We start from the raw sequence: 16,053 nt of genomic DNA, 5'->3' as shown, positions 1-16,053 counted from the left end.
GAGGGCCGTCGGCCGACTGGCCGACCTGTCGTTTGCACGTTTCGCGCGGGGCTTCACGGCCAGACGGGAGAAGAGGACCGTTCGGCCACCGGAGCGAAGGAGTGGGCTGGCATGTCGAAGACATCGCACCTCCCCGGGCGGGCGGAGCATCAGTGGGCCTGGCAGAGGGCGGCCGCGTGCCGCGGTCTGGGCACCGAGGTGTTCTTCCACCCGGAGGGTGAGCGCGGCAAGAGCCGGGCGAAACGCGAGGAGGCCGCCAAAGCGGTCTGCGACCGGTGCCCCGTACGGGCCCAGTGCCTGCAGCATGCCGTCAGCGTGGCTGAGCCGTACGGAGTCTGGGGCGGCCGCACGGTGAGCGAGCGTCAGCCGTCCACGGCGACCGAGGCGGTTGCGGCATAGCCGGTCGCGGGCGACGCCCCCTCAGGCGCCGCCGTCGGCCCCCGACAGCCGCCGGATGTAGGCGAGCGGCAGCACCCCCGAGTCCAGGCCCCATACGGCGGCCCTGCCCGGCGTCGCCCGCACCGTCACCACCTCTCACGAAGATCCGGACCATACGCGGCCCGCTGCCGTCATCCGTCCACTCCTTGCCTGTGGTGACACCCCTTCCACCGGTCAGGACGGTCACGGCCGCGGGAGCGCTCAGCGTGCTCAACCCGCTGCTGGTGGTCGACGAACCGCAAGTACGGCGGCGAGGTCCGCGCCAACTCGATGACCGGCTGACGGCTGTTCTGGCACCGCTCCCTGTCCGACCGCTGCGACTGCGACGACGGCGTGCGCGGTGCCGGTGGCACCTCGGGCCGGCGGACACGCTGACCCGAGGTGCGCCCAGGTGCTCCGAGGTACCGGTCGGGCGGGCGTCAGCCCTGGCAGACGCCGCGCGTGTAGTCGTACGTCGCCGTGGCCTGCGAGTACTTCCACTGCGGCGCGAGGAGCCCGTCCGCCAGCTGGCGCGCGGCGGCGGGGCTTTCGATCACGTAGCCGAAGTCCTGGAGCCAGGAGGGGTACAGGTTCTTCGAACCGATGTAGAAGGCCGAGTCGTCCACCGAGACCAGCTTGTGGTGCTGGGCGTACGGCTTGCCGTCCGCCCACGTCGGCTTGTCCGAGGCGCGGAAGGTCGCGAGCTGCAGGTTCTGGCACATCGCGGCCCTTGCCTTCGGCACGTCACCCGTCAGGGCCGTAAGGCGGCCGCGCAGGGCGTCGCTCACCTCGGACAACGACTTGATCTGCGAATAGCCGCCGCTGCCGATGGCGCCCCGGTTGGCCGGGTCGCTGACGACGATGCGCACCTTCACGCCGGCGGCGAGTTTCGCGGCGAGGGTGTCGTAGAGCCGGATGTCGTAGCGGGGCAGCGGCGGGCAGGTCGCGTTCAGGTCCTGCTGCGAGATCTCGACGTGCTCGGTCGCGCTCGCGACCAGTGCTCGCAGGGCGCTCTCCTCCGGGTTGACCGTGTCGTAGTCGCGGTCGGAGTTGGTGTGGTCGGACACACCGAATCCACAGGTGGTGTCGGCGGCCCTCGGCAGGACGGGATGGAACGACGAGGACGGGTCGCTCTGCCGGATCCCGACGCCGAGGCCGCCCACCGCGAGGGCTGGAATGTCACCTTCGGCGGGCGGGGCGGCAGGCCGGGGCAGCGTGGGCAGGCAGCCCGCGCCGTTGGAGGAGGCGAACCAGACGGCGGTCCAGTTGTTCTTGTTGCGACAGGTCCAGTCCCACAGCGTGTCGAGGTAGCGTCCGGCGGAGCCCGCCGCCGGGCCGGACAGCGCGAGGTCGACGTCGTTCACCGGGTGGGTGGTGTCGAGGTAGTCGTCCTTCCAGCTGTTGATGCCGCCGGTGATCACCGAGTTCCCGTCGACCACCACCAGCTTGGAGTGGTTCCAGGAGAAGCCGGTCTTCGACGTCGTCATCGAGGCCACGTCGAGAGTGACGCTCGCGGCCGCCGGACCGAGCTTGGCCACCAGCTCGTCGCGGTAGGCGGACGGAATCACGTTGGCGTGGTAGAGGGGTGCGGCACCGACCAGGATGCGAACCTGAAGCCGGTTGCCCTTCTGCGCGGCCTCCTTCAGGCCGGCCACGATCGCGTCCTGGAAGGCTCCGTCGGGGAACGGGGCCAGAGTGGATATGTCCACGCTGTGACGGGCGTTCGCGATGTCTTCGCGCACCTTCTCCAGCAGGCGCCGGGAGCCTGAACGGTCGGCGCAGGTGGGATCGCCCCAGCAGCCGGGGGTCTGGAGCAGCCAGTCGGGGGCGCCGGGGGTGGAGGCGCCCAGTCTGTTCCCCGTCGTGCGCTCCCAGACGGAGCCCTCCAGACCCGGAGAGACCTGGCGCAGGGACTGCTCCACCGCGTCCAGGTGCGGAGTGGGCGGAGTGGGCGCGTCGGCGAACACGGGGGTCGCGGACAGCAAGAGGGCGGAGAGGGCGAGTGGAAGGGCCGTCGTGCGGATGGTGAGGGCCAATGCGGTTCCTTGCTTGGGGGGTGGCTCGGGCCGAGACTCCGCGGAGGGGCCTCGACCTTGATCAACTCGCGTAAGTTACCAGCGCGTATCACCCGGTTCACCCCAGCCCACGCTGCTTTCGGCCATCATCGCGCCCTGCACCGTCGTCGAGGCTTCCCAGCCATGGCCCGGTCGTGGCCCGACCGTGGCGCGGCCGTGGAAGCCGGTCTCAGGAGCCCCATTGGTCCAGGAAGACACAGACGAACTTCCCGTGCGGGTGCCCCGTGGCCCGTTCGGTGATCAGCGCGACCGCGACGTCGTCCGAATTCGATCAGCCGTAGCGACTGCCGGGCGGAAAGGCGAGGTCCTGGTCGGCGACGACCTCCAGCAGACGGCGGGAGCGGGAGGGGTGGCGGGGGTCGGCAACGCCAGGGCGTCCACGGTAAGGCGAGGCGCCGCCGACCGACTACGGCTCCGTCGATGACGGCCGATCCGCGAGCGGGTCACTCCCCTGGGCCGGCGGCCGACCCGCTCGCGGAGTCCGCCGCCGTTCGACATCCGAGACAGGCGATCGCGTCAGGTGGTGTCCGGCCGCTCGGGGTGGGCCAGGAGGAGCGGCGAGCTCAGGCGTGCGTCGGGGTGCATGCGGAGCAGGTGGTGCACCACCCCGGACAGCCCGGGGAGCAGACCGGGTGCGAACGCCTCCTTGGCGAGGCCTCCGACCGGACCGCGCTGCTCGATGCCGGTGATCAGCTCTGCGTCGGCCTGTGCGGCGGACGGTCCCTCGTACCCCTTCAGGCCGCGCAGGTGGTGCAGGAGCTCCCAGAGTCCGAGGTCGCCGTGACAGAGGGTGTGGCTCCAGCCGAACCCCTCGCGCAGGCCGGCCGGCCCCGAGCGGAGCGCGGTGTCCAGGTGGCGAGGATCGCCCGTGCGCCGGTAGAGGTCGAGGGCGGCCAGTCCGATGCCCGTGCTGCCGTGGCACCATGCGGTGGGATGGTCGACGTCTCCTCCGATCCGCGCATCGACCCAGGCGCCTGCCTCCGGCGCGTACAGCGACTCCTCGAAGTCGTGTGCCAGAGTGCCGAGTTCGTACCACCGCCGCCGGTCGGCCGGGCCCCCGGCGGACGAGAGGGCAAGCCTGGTGAGCGCCCACCCTGCGCCGGTGGCGCCATGGGCGAATCCGCCGATGCCCTCGGGGAACATCACCGTGGACCACCGTGCCCCGCGGTCGTCGACGACCGCGCTCCGCTCCAGATGCCGACCGGCCGCCGCGGCAGCTTCCAACCACCGCTCCTCGCCGGTGATTTCGGCGAGGTCGAGCAGGGGGACGACCGCGCCGGCCGCGCCGCTGAGCACGTCGAGGGCACGGTCCTCGGCGATGGCCTCCGGGGTCAGCAGCGCGGCCCTGGCGCGGGCCCGGTCGAGCAGCCCGGGCGTACCGAGGAGGCGGTGCAGTGCGGCCCAGGTCCACACCTGCGAGGCGATCCCGGTGAACCCGCCGAGCTGGCGGGTCGGCGTGGTGTCCTCGGTGGCGGACAGTACCTCCAGGGTGCCGGTCAGCACGGACTCGACACCGGCCACCGGATCGGCTCGGCCGGCCCGCTGCTCCCGCTGGTACTCCGCGAGGGCGAGGGCGACGCCGCCCTGCCCGGTGTAAAGGTCCGCGCCCAGCGGGCGGACGGCCCAGCCGTAGTCCGTGAGCACGGGACTGATCCAGGTGGCGGCGGAGTCGGCGCCGCGCACGGCCGCCTCGCAGACCGTCCGCACGGCCTCGGCCGCCAGCGCCCGGCGCCGCCGGTCCAGGTCCTCGGCGTGCGGCGCGCGGGCGGGCGTCCGTACCCGGTCGGGAAGCCTGCGTTCGTTCAGGTAGGCGCCGACCAGGGCACTGCGGATGGTGTCGCGTTCACGGGTGAGGTCCGCCCGCCGCCACCCCGCGAGGAAGGCGTCAAGGCGTTGTCCGTCCACCCGTTCGCCGAACGCGGGGATGTCTCCGACCAGGAGGTCCGCTATCTCCTGGTCGATCACGGCCGGTTCGAGGGGCGCGCCCGGGGCGGCGAGGGCGTTGCGGTGGAGGATGTCCCGGGCCCGGGTCAGGGCGGCGTCGGGGTCGTGCAGCGAAGCCGGGTGCCAGAGCATCCGGCCGATGTCCGTGTACGTCTGCGTGGGCCGCCGGATCCTGCGGACCCGGCAGCCGTCGAACACCCGCAACAGTGCGTCGAGTCCACCACCCGCGTCGAGCTCCGCCAGGGCCTCGGTGAGCCCGTCGAAGCCGGTCAGCACCTGGTCCCAGTGGCGGATCAGCACCGGCTCGGGGCTGGGGTGGTTGCGGGCCGGCGGCAGGTCCACCGCGGCGACCTCCATGCGGGCGGTGTCCCGTCCTCCGTCCGTGATGACCGGGACGCGGATCTGCGGCTGCTGACCGGGCAGACCACCGGCGGCCGAGAGGTCCACGCCGGCGAGGGCGTAGCCGTCGGTGCGCAGCGGGAGGATGCCGGTGCGCAGCACGGTGTTGCGGATCGTCCGGGCCGCCCGGTCCACGGCGTCGCCGCGCCCGCTCGGCGGAACCTCGACATCGGGGGTGAACAGGGCCTCGGCGTCGACGACGGCGGGCACCGGACCGTGGGCCACCAGGTTCTCGGCGTGCAGGTCGGTCCCGCCCAGGAGCCGCATCACCGCCAGCCAGCCGCCCAGGGCGCGATAGAAGCGGGCGAGTTCCGCCTCGCCTCGGCAGTAGCGGTGACCGAGGTGCTCGGCCCAGCCGTAGCCGTCCCGTACCACCACCCTCGGTACGCCCAGGTCCTCGGCGCCCGGGACGGCGGCGACGAAGGAGCGCAGCGCGGCGTCCACCTCCACCGGTCTCGGCTTGTACATGACGCAGGCGGTCTCGAAGACCAGCAGCGCCACCGCCCGGCCACCGTGGTGGGTGTCCCCTCGGGCCAGCTCCAGGGCGCGCAGCGGTCCGGGATCGCCTCCGAGCAGGCCGGCGACGGCCCGACGGTCCGCGGCGAGCCGCGCACCCAGCTCCAGGGCGCCCGCGGTCAGCAGGCGTCCGGAGGCGAAGGCCCGTCGACGCAGCGCCGGGTAGCGGCGGTGCAGGGTCTCGGAGAAGCCGGGCGTGGAGGCCTGCAGGAGGAAGGCGTCCCATCGCGCGGACGGGTCGGTGCCGGGCAGGTCGCCGGCGAGGGCGGCAGCCCGCAGCTCCAGCAGGAGCACCCGGTTGAGCCGGAGCTGGAGGGTACGGCGGAGAGCCTCGCGCGTCGCCTCGCGCAGGACTTCCCGCTCGTCGGAGGCCAACCCGGCCATCCCTGGGATCCGGTCGTCCAGCTCCGCGAACAGCGGGGCCGCGAAGGCGTCCACGGGGCCCGCGAACCATCCCTCGGGCGGCGGTCCGTCGGCCGCGCGGGCTGCTGCCACCGGTTCCACCATGCTGAGTCCTCTCCTGACGCCTGGGTCGGGTTTCCGCACACGGGGGCCGGCCTGCGCGTGGTCGGGCCTGGTCGGCCTGGTCGGGCTCGTCGGGCTCGTCGGCCTCGTCGGGCCGGGGAGCCCCTGAGGGCTCCCCGGGTGGTGCGTCCGGTGCCGTACGGAGGTTCGTCAGCAGCAGTAGCTGTGCAGCGAGCCCGTACAGCTGCTGCACCCGGTGAGCAGCGCCTCGGTGCCGTCGGTCAGCGCGGCCTCTCCGGCCGCACCGCCCACGTAGAGCGGGCCGGCCGGGTTGTCGGCGCCGAAGGCCGTCTCGGCACCCTGGAGCCAGGCGGTGACGATCTCATCCGCGCGGGTGGTGGACATGATGGACATGCAGTACCTCCTACGATTCGCCGGAAGTGCACGGGGCTACAGAATCCACCGGAGGTGGTCCGTCCGGGATCTACCGGAACCGGCCAATCGTCGAGCGGGATTCCGGGCGCGCCCGGCCCGGCCCGGAGGGCGCCGCTGCGCGGCCGGAACGATGGCCGCCGGTCGGCGCGCCGCAGACTCCGGCCATGGTGGCGGGCGGTGGAGGCCCCCTGCGCGTCCGGGTCCGGCGCGGCACCGCCGCGAGGCGCGAGGGGACTGCGACGGCGCCCGTCAAGAGCCGCGGTCCCAGCGCATTTGGCCATTCACGCCCCCGTGGTGGGGGCGCGTACGGGGCGATCCGGTGCACGATCGCCCGGCCGAGCGAGCAGTCGAGAAGACCCGCAGCGGCCTCACGGGGGTTGGCCTTCCGCCTCAAAGGGCTTGTGTGCCGGTCGAATCGACGGCCCAGGTTCGCACATGCCTGCCTTGTCGGACCTGGCACCGAACCCGCACGCCTGGTCGGTGAGTGCCCTCGTCGTGGTACTGGCCTGCAAGGGTCTGGCGTACGCGCTGAGTCTGGGCAGACTGCGCGGTGGCCCCGTCTTTCCCGCTCTGTTCCTGGGCCGGGCAGCCGGATTCCTGCCGGCCCCTCGGCCCCTCGGTCACCGCAGCTCTGCGGCTGCCCGTGAGCAGCGTGATCCTGGTCGTGGTCCTGCTGGGCAACGTGGAGACGGTGGCGGTGCCGGCCGCCGTGCTGTCCTTCGTCGTCACCGAGCGTCTGCCACTTCAGCGAGCGACCAGTTGGTCGCGCGAAGCGTGCCTCGCCCCCCGGCAGGCATGAGACGCCGGGGGCCGAGGGCACGCTCGCGCCCGGGGTCAGGAACCGAGGATCTTGCTCTTCTGAGCCGCGAACTCCTCCTCGGTCAGCACGCCTTGTTCCTTCAGCTCGCCGAGTTCCTTGAGCTGAGCGATCTTGCTGTTCATCTCGTCGGCCGGTGCGGGAGGCGCGGGGGCCGCGGCCGGTGGCGGTGGCGGTGCGTACTGTTCCGCCGGCGCCGGTTCCTGCCGGGCCCAACGACCCGCCTGGCGTCGCGAGACCCTGTTGGAGACGGCGGTCGCCGTCCCGGCCACTACCGCGGTGCGCGCCACGCCCCGAAGAAGTCCTGGCATGTCGATCCTCCTTGGCTGTCGTCCGTCGGCGTCAGGCGGCGGCGCTGCCGTCCGATTCCTCCATGGCGTCCAGCGAGGCCAGCAGGGCCTGCACGGGGATACGCCCGCCGGCCACGAGCTGCGCGCCGCCGCGCCGCAGTTCCCTCGCGAGGGGGGCGGCCCAGAGGTTCTCGTAGATCAGGATGCCGGCCGAATTGCCCGGCTCGAGGGCCATCCCCGCCTCGTCGATGTCGTCCTGCCCGAGGAGCCCGGAGGAGGAACCCTCGAACACGGCCAGGTCCAGCTCGCCGTCGGCGTCGAAGTCCGCGAGTTCCAGGCCGACGACACTGCCGTCGGTGTCCTTCCGGACGAACGTGAGGTCGAGGATGCGGATGATGCCTCTGTCGACCAGATCGAGGAGAAGCGGCAATCCCTTGCCCGTCATGCGGTTGCCGGGAAACTCGATGACCAGAAAGTCGACCGGCCCCATGTCCTCGAATTCGTCGCTCATGACCACTCCACACGCAGTTGGGAGGACCTGACCGAACCCACCCCCCGTGCGTGCCGCATCTCGGCTGACGCGACCGGAGGCAGTCCTGTCTCATTGCAGCATTCGCCGGAGCGCTTCGCATGTTCGGGGCGGGAACAGGGGGTGGCTCAGGGTCGGGCTCAGCTGGTCGGCCCGTGGATCGTGCAGCGCTCAGGGGGCGGCGTCGACCCGGGCGACGAGAGGGGCGACGCCCCCACCGGAACCGCGGGAAGCCCGGCCGCGGCCCGCGCGGACACCGGATACGGCCCGCGCGGACGCCGGCTTCACCGCGCGTGCGCCCGGCTCGCCCGTTCGATGACCGACGCAGCTCAGCGAGCCGCCGCCACCGGCTGACCCCGGCCCCGTACTCCCGCCCTCGCTCCGGCAGGCTCGCGGGCGCTCGTCAGGCCAGGACGTGGAGGGCTGCGGGTCGGACCCGGAGGGGCACCGGGAGGGTCGCGTCGACCTCGGCGTCGGCGCCGCGAGCACGTGCACCGGTACGGCTCAGTGGCACCGGCCGTACACGCCCTCCGTCTCGCGGAGCGGTGAGTCCCCATGGCGGGTCCTCCCGGGCCTTGGGATGATGTCCCCCGGAGGACAGCCATGACTCCTGACCTGTACGCGTCTCCGCCGGACGGCGGAGCCTCGGACCGCGGGGAAGCGGGGACCGGGGACGCCGAGCCGGCCCCCGGCTCCGGGAAGCGCCTCCGGTGGTCGCCGCACCTCACGGTCCCCGGCTGCTGGGGCGCGCTGCTCCTCGCCTGCCTCTCCTTCACCCCGTCGCTGCTGCCTCGCGGCGGCATCCTCCAGGGACTGATCTGCGGCATCAGCGCAGCCATCGGGTACGGGCTGGGCGTGATCGCGGCGTACATATGGCGCGCGTTCGCCGACCGGGAGGCGCGGAGCGCGTCGCGCAGGTCGTGGCAGGTCCTGATCGTGTGCGCGGTCGTACTGTTCGGCCTGGCGTTCGCGTTCGGTCAGTACTGGCAGCACGAGATCCGCGAGCTCATGGGGGTCAGCGACTACAACGTCCTCACCGCCGTCGCCTGCCCGTTCGTGGCCGCGCTCGTCTTCTGGCTGCTGCTGCTCGCGGGCCGGGGACTCCGACGCCTGTACCGCTGGGTCGCCCGCCTCCTCCGCCGCTGGATCGGCCCGCGCGCGGCACGGGTGGTCGGCTGGATCGTGGTGGCGGGCCTCGCATGGGCCGTGGTCAGCGGAGTGCTCCTCGCCGGCTTCGTGAACGCGACCAACGAGGCGTTCTCGCTGCGGGACAACGAGACTCCCGAAGGCGTGCACCAGCCCACGACCACCCTGCGCTCCGGCGGGCCCGGCTCGCTGGTGCCGTGGGACACGCTGGGCTACCAGGGCCGGGCCTTCACCGGCAGCGGTCCGACGGCCCGGGACATCGGCGCGTTCACCCACCGCCCCGCCCAGGAGCCCGTCCGGGCCTACGCCGGGCTCCAGACCGCCGACGACACGGAAGCCCGCGCCGAGCGGGCCGTCGCGGACCTCGAACGGGCCGGCGGCTTCGAGCGCGCGAACCTGCTCGTGATGACCACCACCGGAAGCGGCTGGGTCGACCCCGCCGCCGTGGACTCGTTCGAGTACCTCGGCGACGGCGACTCGGCCACCGTGGCGATGCAGTACTCGTACCTGCCGTCGTGGCTCTCCTATCTCGTGGACCAGTCCAAGGCGCGCGAGGCCGGCCGTGAACTCTTCGACGCGGTCTACGGCATCTGGTCCAAGCTGCCCCAGGACCAGCGGCCGCGGCTGTTCGTGGCGGGCGAGAGCCTGGGGTCGTTCGGTGGCGAGACGGCCTTCAGCGGCGAGTACGACCTGCGCAACCGCACCGCCGGCACCCTGTTCGCCGGTCCACCGAACTTCAACACCCTGTTCCGCGAGTTCAGCGACCACCGTGACGCGGGCAGCCCGGAGATCGAGCCCGTCTACAAGGAGGGGCGTACCGTACGGTTCACCGACGACCCGACCACCGGGATCCTTCCGGCGGACCAGCCGTGGGACGGTACGCGGGTGCTGTACCTCATGCACCCGTCCGATCCGATCGTCTGGTGGAGCCCGCAGCTGGCTCTCTCCGAGCCCGACTGGATCGGCGAGGCGCCCGGCGGCGACGTGCTCGACGAGATGGTCTGGATCCCGTTCGTGACCTTCTGGCAGGTCACCGCCGACCTGCCGTTCTCCACGGGCGTGCCGGACGGCCACGGTCACACCTACAAGGCCGCGTACGTCGACGGCTGGAACGCCGTCATGCGGCCGTCGGGCTTCACTCCGCAGGACCTGGAGCGGCTGCGCGTCGTCATCGAGCCGCATCACTGACGCCGCGCGTGGCGTTCTCGCGTGCCGCGCGGTCAGCGCAGCAGGAAGCCGACGATGTAGCCGAGCGCGTTGACGGCCCAGTGCAGCCCCATGGGGGCCAGCAGACTGCCGCTGCGGCGTCGCAGTTCGCAGAACAGGACGCCCGACAGGGCCGTGAACAGTACGGCGCCCATGACGGCGAGGACGGAGCCGAGCACGGAGCCCCCGAGGGCCGAGGTCAGCACGGGCTTCGCGGTCGCCAGGTGCAGGGACGGCAGGACGTGCCACAGGCCGAACAGCACACTGGACACGGCGGTCGCCCAGACCGCTCCACGGGCCCGGCACACCAGTCCGTACAGCACTCCGCGGAACGCGATCTCCTCCACCAGGACGGTGCCGACGGGCACCACCACGAGAACGCGTGTCACCAACTCGCCCCCGGTCATCGCGTCGTACCGCCGGTCCTCGAACAGCGACCGGGTGGCCGGCAGCAGCGCCCCGACGGCGTAGACGACTCCGACCAGCCCTGTCAGCGCCAGCGCCCATCGGGCTCCGCGGGCCAGCGTCCCGGGCGCCAGGCCCGCGTCCGCCAGGGTGCCGCCCGCCCAGCGGAGCACACCGAGCAGCAGGACGCTGACCGCGACGGCCGTCAGCAGGCGGATCGGCCCGGTCCATCGGTGCAGGAGGACATTGGCCACGACGAGAACGCCGACCACGAGCACCACGGCCGCCCAGGTGCCGATCGGCCCGCGCCATCGCCGCTCGGCACCATCCGGATCACGGGAGGACATCGAAGTGCTTCCGTCTTCCGGTTGCGCCGTCGGGTCGCCTCGTCCCTCCCCCGCTGACGCGACGCCGAGCACGTACGTCATGAACGGTCGTGCTTGAACGAGTCCTTGATGCCTTCAGCACGGTGGCGGATGTCCTGCATCTTCTGACGGATCTTGACTTTCGCCTGGTCCGTTCTCCCCTCGGCCTCGAGACGCTCGTCGCCGGTGAGCTTTCCGGCGATCGCCTTGAATCGGGCTTTGGCCATGCCCATGGCACTGTTCTTGTCCATCGTCACTCCGTGGGATCGGTCCCCAAGGTCCACGGTAGGTTCCGGCGAGGCAGAGTGCTTCCTGTCCTACGGCGGTGGGCACCGGAGCTTCGCCGATCGGAGCGATCCGGGGTGTGAACCATGTCCGGGACCACGCGGCCGGTCGGCCTCGGGGGCCGGGACCGGGGTTTCCTCGGTGCGCTCGGGAAGCAGCAGGACGGCGCCGACGAGGAAGCACACCGCGCCGATCAGGGTTTGCGTGTCGGCCCGGTCGAGGTTGTTCACCTCACCGGTGACCGGGTCGATGTAACCGGCGACCGCGGAGACCCCGAAGGCGATGGACCCGATCAGGTTGGTCAGGGTGATCCACCAGGCCCAGGACCGGGGGCGCCAGGCGAGCCAGCCGTGGCAGACCTCGTACCAGGCAAGCGCGCCGGCCACCAGGAAACACACGGAGCCGATCGCGTCGGGCCGCCACACGTGCTGGTGCGCGGCCTCGGCGGACAGGTTGTCGCCCATGGCGAGCCCGGTGCTGACGTTGAAGTAGAGGGTGCCGGCGAGCTGGACCGCGGTGGCCCACCAGTCGATCCGGCCGGGCTGGCAGGTGAAGAATCGCCGGTGGTGGGGATTGCGTGCCGGGGGCACGGCGTCGACCGTCTCGCGGTAGCAGAGGAAGGCCGCCGAGGTGAAGAACAGGGAGCCGACGAAGTAGGTGACGGTGTCCCATCGAGCCCCGACGGCGTCGCCATAGGCAGGTATCGACCCGACTGCGAACAGCAGGGACCCCAGGGCGAACAGCACCGCGATCCACCAGCCACGGGCCGTGGGCGCCCACCAGGTCGATCCGGCGCCCGGCACGTGGTGCTTGCGATGACGGCGCGATCCGAGGCGGACGATCACGCCGTCCGATCGGACGTGATCGACGAACGTCGCGGGCGCCCCGCGCCGCTGCGGGCGGCCGGCACCGCCCCGTCCGTGCGGTGTCCGGTCTGCGTGGTTCATGGCGCCTCACTCGGGTGCTGGGGCGGATCCTGAGCGCGGCCGGCCCCGGTGACGGGGAGGGTGACGGCGGGCCGCGAGGAGGAGACGGCCACCAGTACGGTCACCCGTACGGCGACCGACGCCCCTCCCCGCAGCACCGTCCACGCGATCCTGACGGGCGAGAGCCGGGGCCACCTTGATCGGGCGCCGTGTGCCGCCGTGGCGCCGCCGGTCATGACTTCCTGCGCAGCCTGCTCAGAGCGCCTCGGAACGACAGACCGTGCTCCGTCCACACCAGGCCGAGTGCCGCTCCCAGGACCAGCACCACCCCGATCGCGATGAAGAAGGACATGAACGCGAACACGGTGCCGATCAACCCGTATCTCTGGTCGTAACTGACGATCAAGCCGGAGAAGATCACCGAGAACACGGCCATCATGCCCACCCAGCAGACACCCGTGGCGACCGCGCAGGGCAACAGCCCGCGCCAGGCGATCTCCCCGGCCAGCAGGAACCGCATCGACAACCAGAAGAAACCGATGCTCGCCACGAAATGCGTGATCCAGAAGAGCACCGGACCACTCGCGCGCAGCCCCGGACCCACCGCGGACACCGCGAACAGCGCGCCCACGACCAGCGCCAACCAGACGAGAGCGCGCACCGAGTCCGCCACGCCCCGGGCCCTCACGTCGAAAACCCGCTGGTACAGCTGCTGGACCGCCTTCGCCCCGGCGAGCCCGGCCAGGACGAAGAACACCCAGGACAGCCCGGTCACCGCGGCGGAAATGGCGGACGAAGAGGCGAAAAGCTCACCGACATCGGCTGCGGCCTGCTCGCTGAGACCCATGCGCTGCGACAGTGCCGACGCAGCCGATCGCCCGGCCAGAGCAGTCACGATCAAGAAGAACGGCACCGCGCACAGCAACAGCGTGGCGGCCAGCACCATGGCCTGGCTGATGAAGTCGACCGCACCCAGTCGCCGCCACAAGGAATCGGCCCACGACCCGGTGTACTTCCCCCTGCCCCAGTCGGCCGCCCGCCGCACACGGCCGCCTCCTCGCCGTGCCGTGGCCCTCTCGTCCGGCGCCCGGGGGCCGACCGTCACCGCCGACCGAGCCGGACGGTCGACTCGCCCGCCATTCGAAGCCTTGCTCGACGCATTCATGTTCCTCTCCCGGCGACGCCTTCACCTGGAGGTCGGCGATCCGCTCGAGCGCGCGGATTCAAGACCCAGCACCCGGCGACCACCCGGCCGACGGGACATGCCCTACCTCGATCGTCTCTCGCACCTGCCACCTGCGCAGAGGCCGGACGGTCCCGCCGGCGCCACCGCTGGCGCAGCCGCCACTCGGTGCCACGATGAAGGGAAGGGGCTTTGTTGCCAGGCGCTTCAGGGAGGCGACCATGGGCCGCGAGTATCACTTCCATTGCGAGCACGCCGGCTGCTCGGTCACCGTGGGCCTGCGGATGGGCGGGACGCGGGAGCTGGAGCTCCTCGTGGACGGGAAGCAGGTCGCCGCCGCCCACGTCCATGGCCGTCACGCCCAGACGACCGTGATGACCACGATCCTGCCCACCGACCCGCCTCGCGGCATCGAGGTCGAGGTGGAGCTCCCGGGCGCTCTCGGCGGCGATCCGGCCAGCACCCTGCTCGTGGGTGGCGAGCGCACGCCCATGCCCACCCGGGAGGTGCCCCGGCGGGCGCGTCCGACGGAGGCCTCCTGGTACTCCTGACCCTGTCGGGGCGCCCGACACGGCGTGTCGGCCTTCCTGACGTGGCATCAAGTGGCCGGCGCCGCACCGGACCTGGCTCACCGCCTCGCTGTTCGGTATGTGCGATCCGCGCCGTGCGGGCCGTGCGCCCGCTGCCGTACCAGGGTCGGATCCCGTCGCAGGCGATCCGCAGCTGGCGCGGCCCGCGCGGTACGGCGTTCTGACGGTACGGGGGCGGGTCGTCCAGCAGTCGGGGGTTCTCCAGTCTCCGGGCCGGCTCCGACACGGCATCTGAGGTCCACCGACCGACGGGCCTCGCAGCTGTGTCTTCGGCTCGGCCATCCCAAGGGCGACTTCCCCGAGGCCGCTGCGGACGTCAGCCGTCACTCACCGTATGCGCGTCACGGAAAGTGCGCCAGAACCCACCTGGAGTGAAGGCTCGCCGCCACGCCCGCTCGGCATGAAGTGCACCACAGGGACCGTCGAAGGCAGGTCGGGCCCTTCCGTGCGTGCCGCGCGTTCTGGTAGACGTGGTGGCGTACTTGTTCGATTCATCCCGAAAGCACCCCCATGAACCACGACCCCGATCCTCGTTCCGACCTGGTCGGCTTCAGCATCGACCTCACCGTCGAGGAGGCACGTCGGCGTGCCGAGGTCGTGGCGGCCCTGGGGCCCGACTGGGACCCCGTTGCCGTCCTGCGTGAGGAGGAGGCGGCGCACGCCCTGCTGTACTCGGGCCTGGACGAGGAGCAGCAGAGGATGCACGCGATGCTGGTCGCGGCGGGTGTGCTGCCCGGGGAGGTGCCGGGCAGTGCGTCTTCCGCTTGATCCCCACGCCGACCCGGCTCGGCGGGCCTGGGTCGCGTGTCCCGGCTGCGACGACGCCCGTGACTGCGCGACCTGCCTGGACCGCCGGAACTGCCGGAGCCACTGGCGCTACCTGATCGCGAACAAGGGGCCCCGGGTCCACCTGCAGTGCCCGAACTGCACCCACACGTGGACCCTCGACACCTCCCGTGAGCGACGCGGCCGCCGGGCCTGAGCTCAGCAGATCCGCGGCAACTGCTCTCCGAGTGGCATGTCCACGACGCGCGTGCCGCCCAATCCGGTACGAGCCACCACCATGCCCGGGTGCGTCTCGACCGCCTCGCCGATCACCGCCGCATCGGTGCCCAGGGGGTGGGCGCGCATCGCGGCCAGTACGCCGTCGGCGTGCTCACGCGGGACGAAGGCCACGAGCTTGCCCTCGTTCGCCACGTACATGGGGTCGAGGCCGAGCACCGCACAGGCGTTGCCGACCGCTTCGGGGACGGGGACGGCGCGCTCCTGGATGACGACGCCCGTGCCCGACGCCGCCGCGATCTCGTTCAGCGAGGCGGCCAGGCCCCCGCGCGTGGGGTCGCGCAGCACGTGCAGGTCCGGCGTGACGGCGAGCATCGCCTCGACGAGGCCGCCGAGCGGTGCGCAGTCGCTGGTGATCTCGACACCGAATTCGAGGCCCTCCCGCACGCTCATGATCGCCACGCCGTGCATGCCGATCGGGCCGCTCACGATCACGACGTCTCCGGGCACCACGCGTTGCGGGCGGAGGTCGACTCCGTCGGGGATGAGCCCGACCCCCGAGGTGTTGATGTAGATGCCGTCGCCGTGACCGGCCTCCACGACCTTGGTGTCACCGGTGACGACCTGGACGCCGGCCGCGCGCGCCGCCTCACCGAGGGCTTGCGCGACGCGGGCGACCACGTCGGTCTCGACGCCTTCCTCCAGGATGAACCCGCAGGAGAGGTGGCTCGCCCGGGCACCGCTCATGGCGAGGTCGTTCACGGTGCCGTTGACGGCGAGGTCGCCGATGCTGCCGCCGGGGAAGAACAGGGGGCGCACCACGAAGGAGTCCGTGGAGAACGCCAGGCGGGCGCCGCCGATCCGGATCTCGGCCGCGTCGGCGGTGTGGGCGAGGGCCGGTCCGCCGTAGGCGGGGGCGAAGACGTGCTCGATCAGCTCGGCGGACAGTACTCCTCCGCCGCCGTGGCCCATGACGATGCGCGGTCGGTCGCGCAGTGGGGCCGGGCAGGTCCAGGCGAGCATGTCGGGTGCCGGCTGCGCGGCGTCGGCCGCCGGGG

At 72.1% G+C, this 16,053-nt stretch carries 16 protein-coding genes; 6 read left to right on the top strand and 10 right to left on the bottom strand.

Going from position 1 to position 16,053, the window contains the following annotated elements; translation table 11 throughout:
• Positions 1–111 precede the first annotated feature (111 nt).
• Positions 112–399, top strand: a complete 288-nt coding sequence (locus ACWGN5_RS28005; RefSeq protein WP_453520183.1) for a WhiB family transcriptional regulator — start codon at positions 112–114, stop codon at positions 397–399.
• A gap of 458 nt (positions 400–857) precedes the next feature.
• On the opposite strand, the gene ACWGN5_RS28000 is transcribed toward ACWGN5_RS28005, so the two are convergent.
• The 3 genes from ACWGN5_RS28000 to ACWGN5_RS27990 form a co-directional block, all read right to left on the bottom strand.
• On the bottom strand, positions 858–2,453 hold the full coding sequence (locus ACWGN5_RS28000; protein ID WP_453520134.1) for a phospholipase D-like domain-containing protein: 1,596 nt from the start codon (positions 2,451–2,453) through the stop codon (positions 858–860).
• Positions 2,454–3,008: 555 nt separating this feature from the next.
• Positions 3,009–5,858: a type 2 lanthipeptide synthetase LanM family protein gene (locus ACWGN5_RS27995; protein WP_453520132.1), complete on the bottom strand. Its 2,850-nt coding sequence runs from the start codon at positions 5,856–5,858 to the stop codon at positions 3,009–3,011.
• Positions 5,859–6,026: 168 nt separating this feature from the next.
• Positions 6,027–6,230, bottom strand: a complete 204-nt coding sequence (locus ACWGN5_RS27990) for a DUF6229 family protein (RefSeq protein WP_086827200.1) — start codon at positions 6,228–6,230, stop codon at positions 6,027–6,029.
• Between the two features lie 664 nt (positions 6,231–6,894).
• On the opposite strand from ACWGN5_RS27990, the gene ACWGN5_RS27985 reads away from it, so the two are divergent.
• On the top strand, positions 6,895–7,050 hold the full coding sequence (locus tag ACWGN5_RS27985; protein WP_453520130.1) for a hypothetical protein: 156 nt from the start codon (positions 6,895–6,897) through the stop codon (positions 7,048–7,050).
• A gap of 35 nt (positions 7,051–7,085) precedes the next feature.
• Here ACWGN5_RS27985 and ACWGN5_RS27980 read toward each other — a convergent pair whose 3' ends face one another.
• Positions 7,086–7,379, bottom strand: coding sequence for an SHOCT domain-containing protein (locus tag ACWGN5_RS27980; RefSeq protein ID WP_453520129.1), 294 nt, complete (start codon positions 7,377–7,379; stop codon positions 7,086–7,088).
• 31 nt (positions 7,380–7,410) lie between these two features.
• Positions 7,411–7,869 (bottom strand): DUF6325 family protein, encoded by a 459-nt coding sequence (locus ACWGN5_RS27975; protein ID WP_453520126.1) that lies wholly within the window; start codon positions 7,867–7,869, stop codon positions 7,411–7,413.
• A gap of 621 nt (positions 7,870–8,490) precedes the next feature.
• On the opposite strand from ACWGN5_RS27975, the gene ACWGN5_RS27970 reads away from it, so the two are divergent.
• Positions 8,491–10,221, top strand: a complete 1,731-nt coding sequence (locus ACWGN5_RS27970; protein ID WP_453520124.1) for an alpha/beta hydrolase — start codon at positions 8,491–8,493, stop codon at positions 10,219–10,221.
• Positions 10,222–10,253: 32 nt separating this feature from the next.
• Here ACWGN5_RS27970 and ACWGN5_RS27965 read toward each other — a convergent pair whose 3' ends face one another.
• The 4 genes from ACWGN5_RS27965 to ACWGN5_RS27950 all read right to left on the bottom strand — a co-directional run bounded on the left by ACWGN5_RS27965 (position 10,254) and on the right by ACWGN5_RS27950 (position 13,265).
• A complete protein-coding gene (locus ACWGN5_RS27965; protein ID WP_453520122.1) occupies positions 10,254–10,991 on the bottom strand; it encodes a CPBP family intramembrane glutamic endopeptidase in 738 nt (245 codons plus the stop codon).
• Between the two features lie 77 nt (positions 10,992–11,068).
• Positions 11,069–11,260: a CsbD family protein gene (locus tag ACWGN5_RS27960; protein ID WP_453520119.1), complete on the bottom strand. Its 192-nt coding sequence runs from the start codon at positions 11,258–11,260 to the stop codon at positions 11,069–11,071.
• Positions 11,261–11,326: 66 nt separating this feature from the next.
• Positions 11,327–12,241 (bottom strand): hypothetical protein, encoded by a 915-nt coding sequence (locus ACWGN5_RS27955; protein WP_453520118.1) that lies wholly within the window; start codon positions 12,239–12,241, stop codon positions 11,327–11,329.
• A 211-nt stretch (positions 12,242–12,452) separates the two neighbouring features.
• A complete protein-coding gene (locus tag ACWGN5_RS27950; RefSeq protein WP_453520116.1) occupies positions 12,453–13,265 on the bottom strand; it encodes a YhjD/YihY/BrkB family envelope integrity protein in 813 nt (270 codons plus the stop codon).
• A gap of 359 nt (positions 13,266–13,624) precedes the next feature.
• Between ACWGN5_RS27950 and ACWGN5_RS27945 the strand changes: the two genes are divergently transcribed.
• The 3 genes from ACWGN5_RS27945 to ACWGN5_RS27935 all read left to right on the top strand — a co-directional run bounded on the left by ACWGN5_RS27945 (position 13,625) and on the right by ACWGN5_RS27935 (position 14,975).
• Positions 13,625–13,954, top strand: coding sequence for a hypothetical protein (locus tag ACWGN5_RS27945; RefSeq protein WP_453520115.1), 330 nt, complete (start codon positions 13,625–13,627; stop codon positions 13,952–13,954).
• A 549-nt stretch (positions 13,955–14,503) separates the two neighbouring features.
• Positions 14,504–14,761, top strand: coding sequence for a DUF6400 family protein (locus tag ACWGN5_RS27940; RefSeq protein WP_453520113.1), 258 nt, complete (start codon positions 14,504–14,506; stop codon positions 14,759–14,761).
• Positions 14,745–14,975, top strand: a complete 231-nt coding sequence (locus tag ACWGN5_RS27935; RefSeq protein ID WP_369148547.1) for a hypothetical protein — start codon at positions 14,745–14,747, stop codon at positions 14,973–14,975. The genes ACWGN5_RS27940 and ACWGN5_RS27935 overlap by 17 nt, the downstream gene beginning before the upstream one ends.
• 2 nt (positions 14,976–14,977) lie before the next feature.
• Here the strand turns inward: ACWGN5_RS27935 and hypE are convergent, their stop codons facing one another.
• On the bottom strand, positions 14,978–16,018 hold the full coding sequence (gene hypE, locus ACWGN5_RS27930; RefSeq protein WP_453520180.1) for a hydrogenase expression/formation protein HypE: 1,041 nt from the start codon (positions 16,016–16,018) through the stop codon (positions 14,978–14,980).
• Positions 16,019–16,053: the final 35 nt, after the last annotated feature.

This window comes from Streptomyces sp. NPDC055815, assembly GCF_053616475.1.
This window is presented reverse-complemented; position numbering and strand designations above follow the sequence as displayed.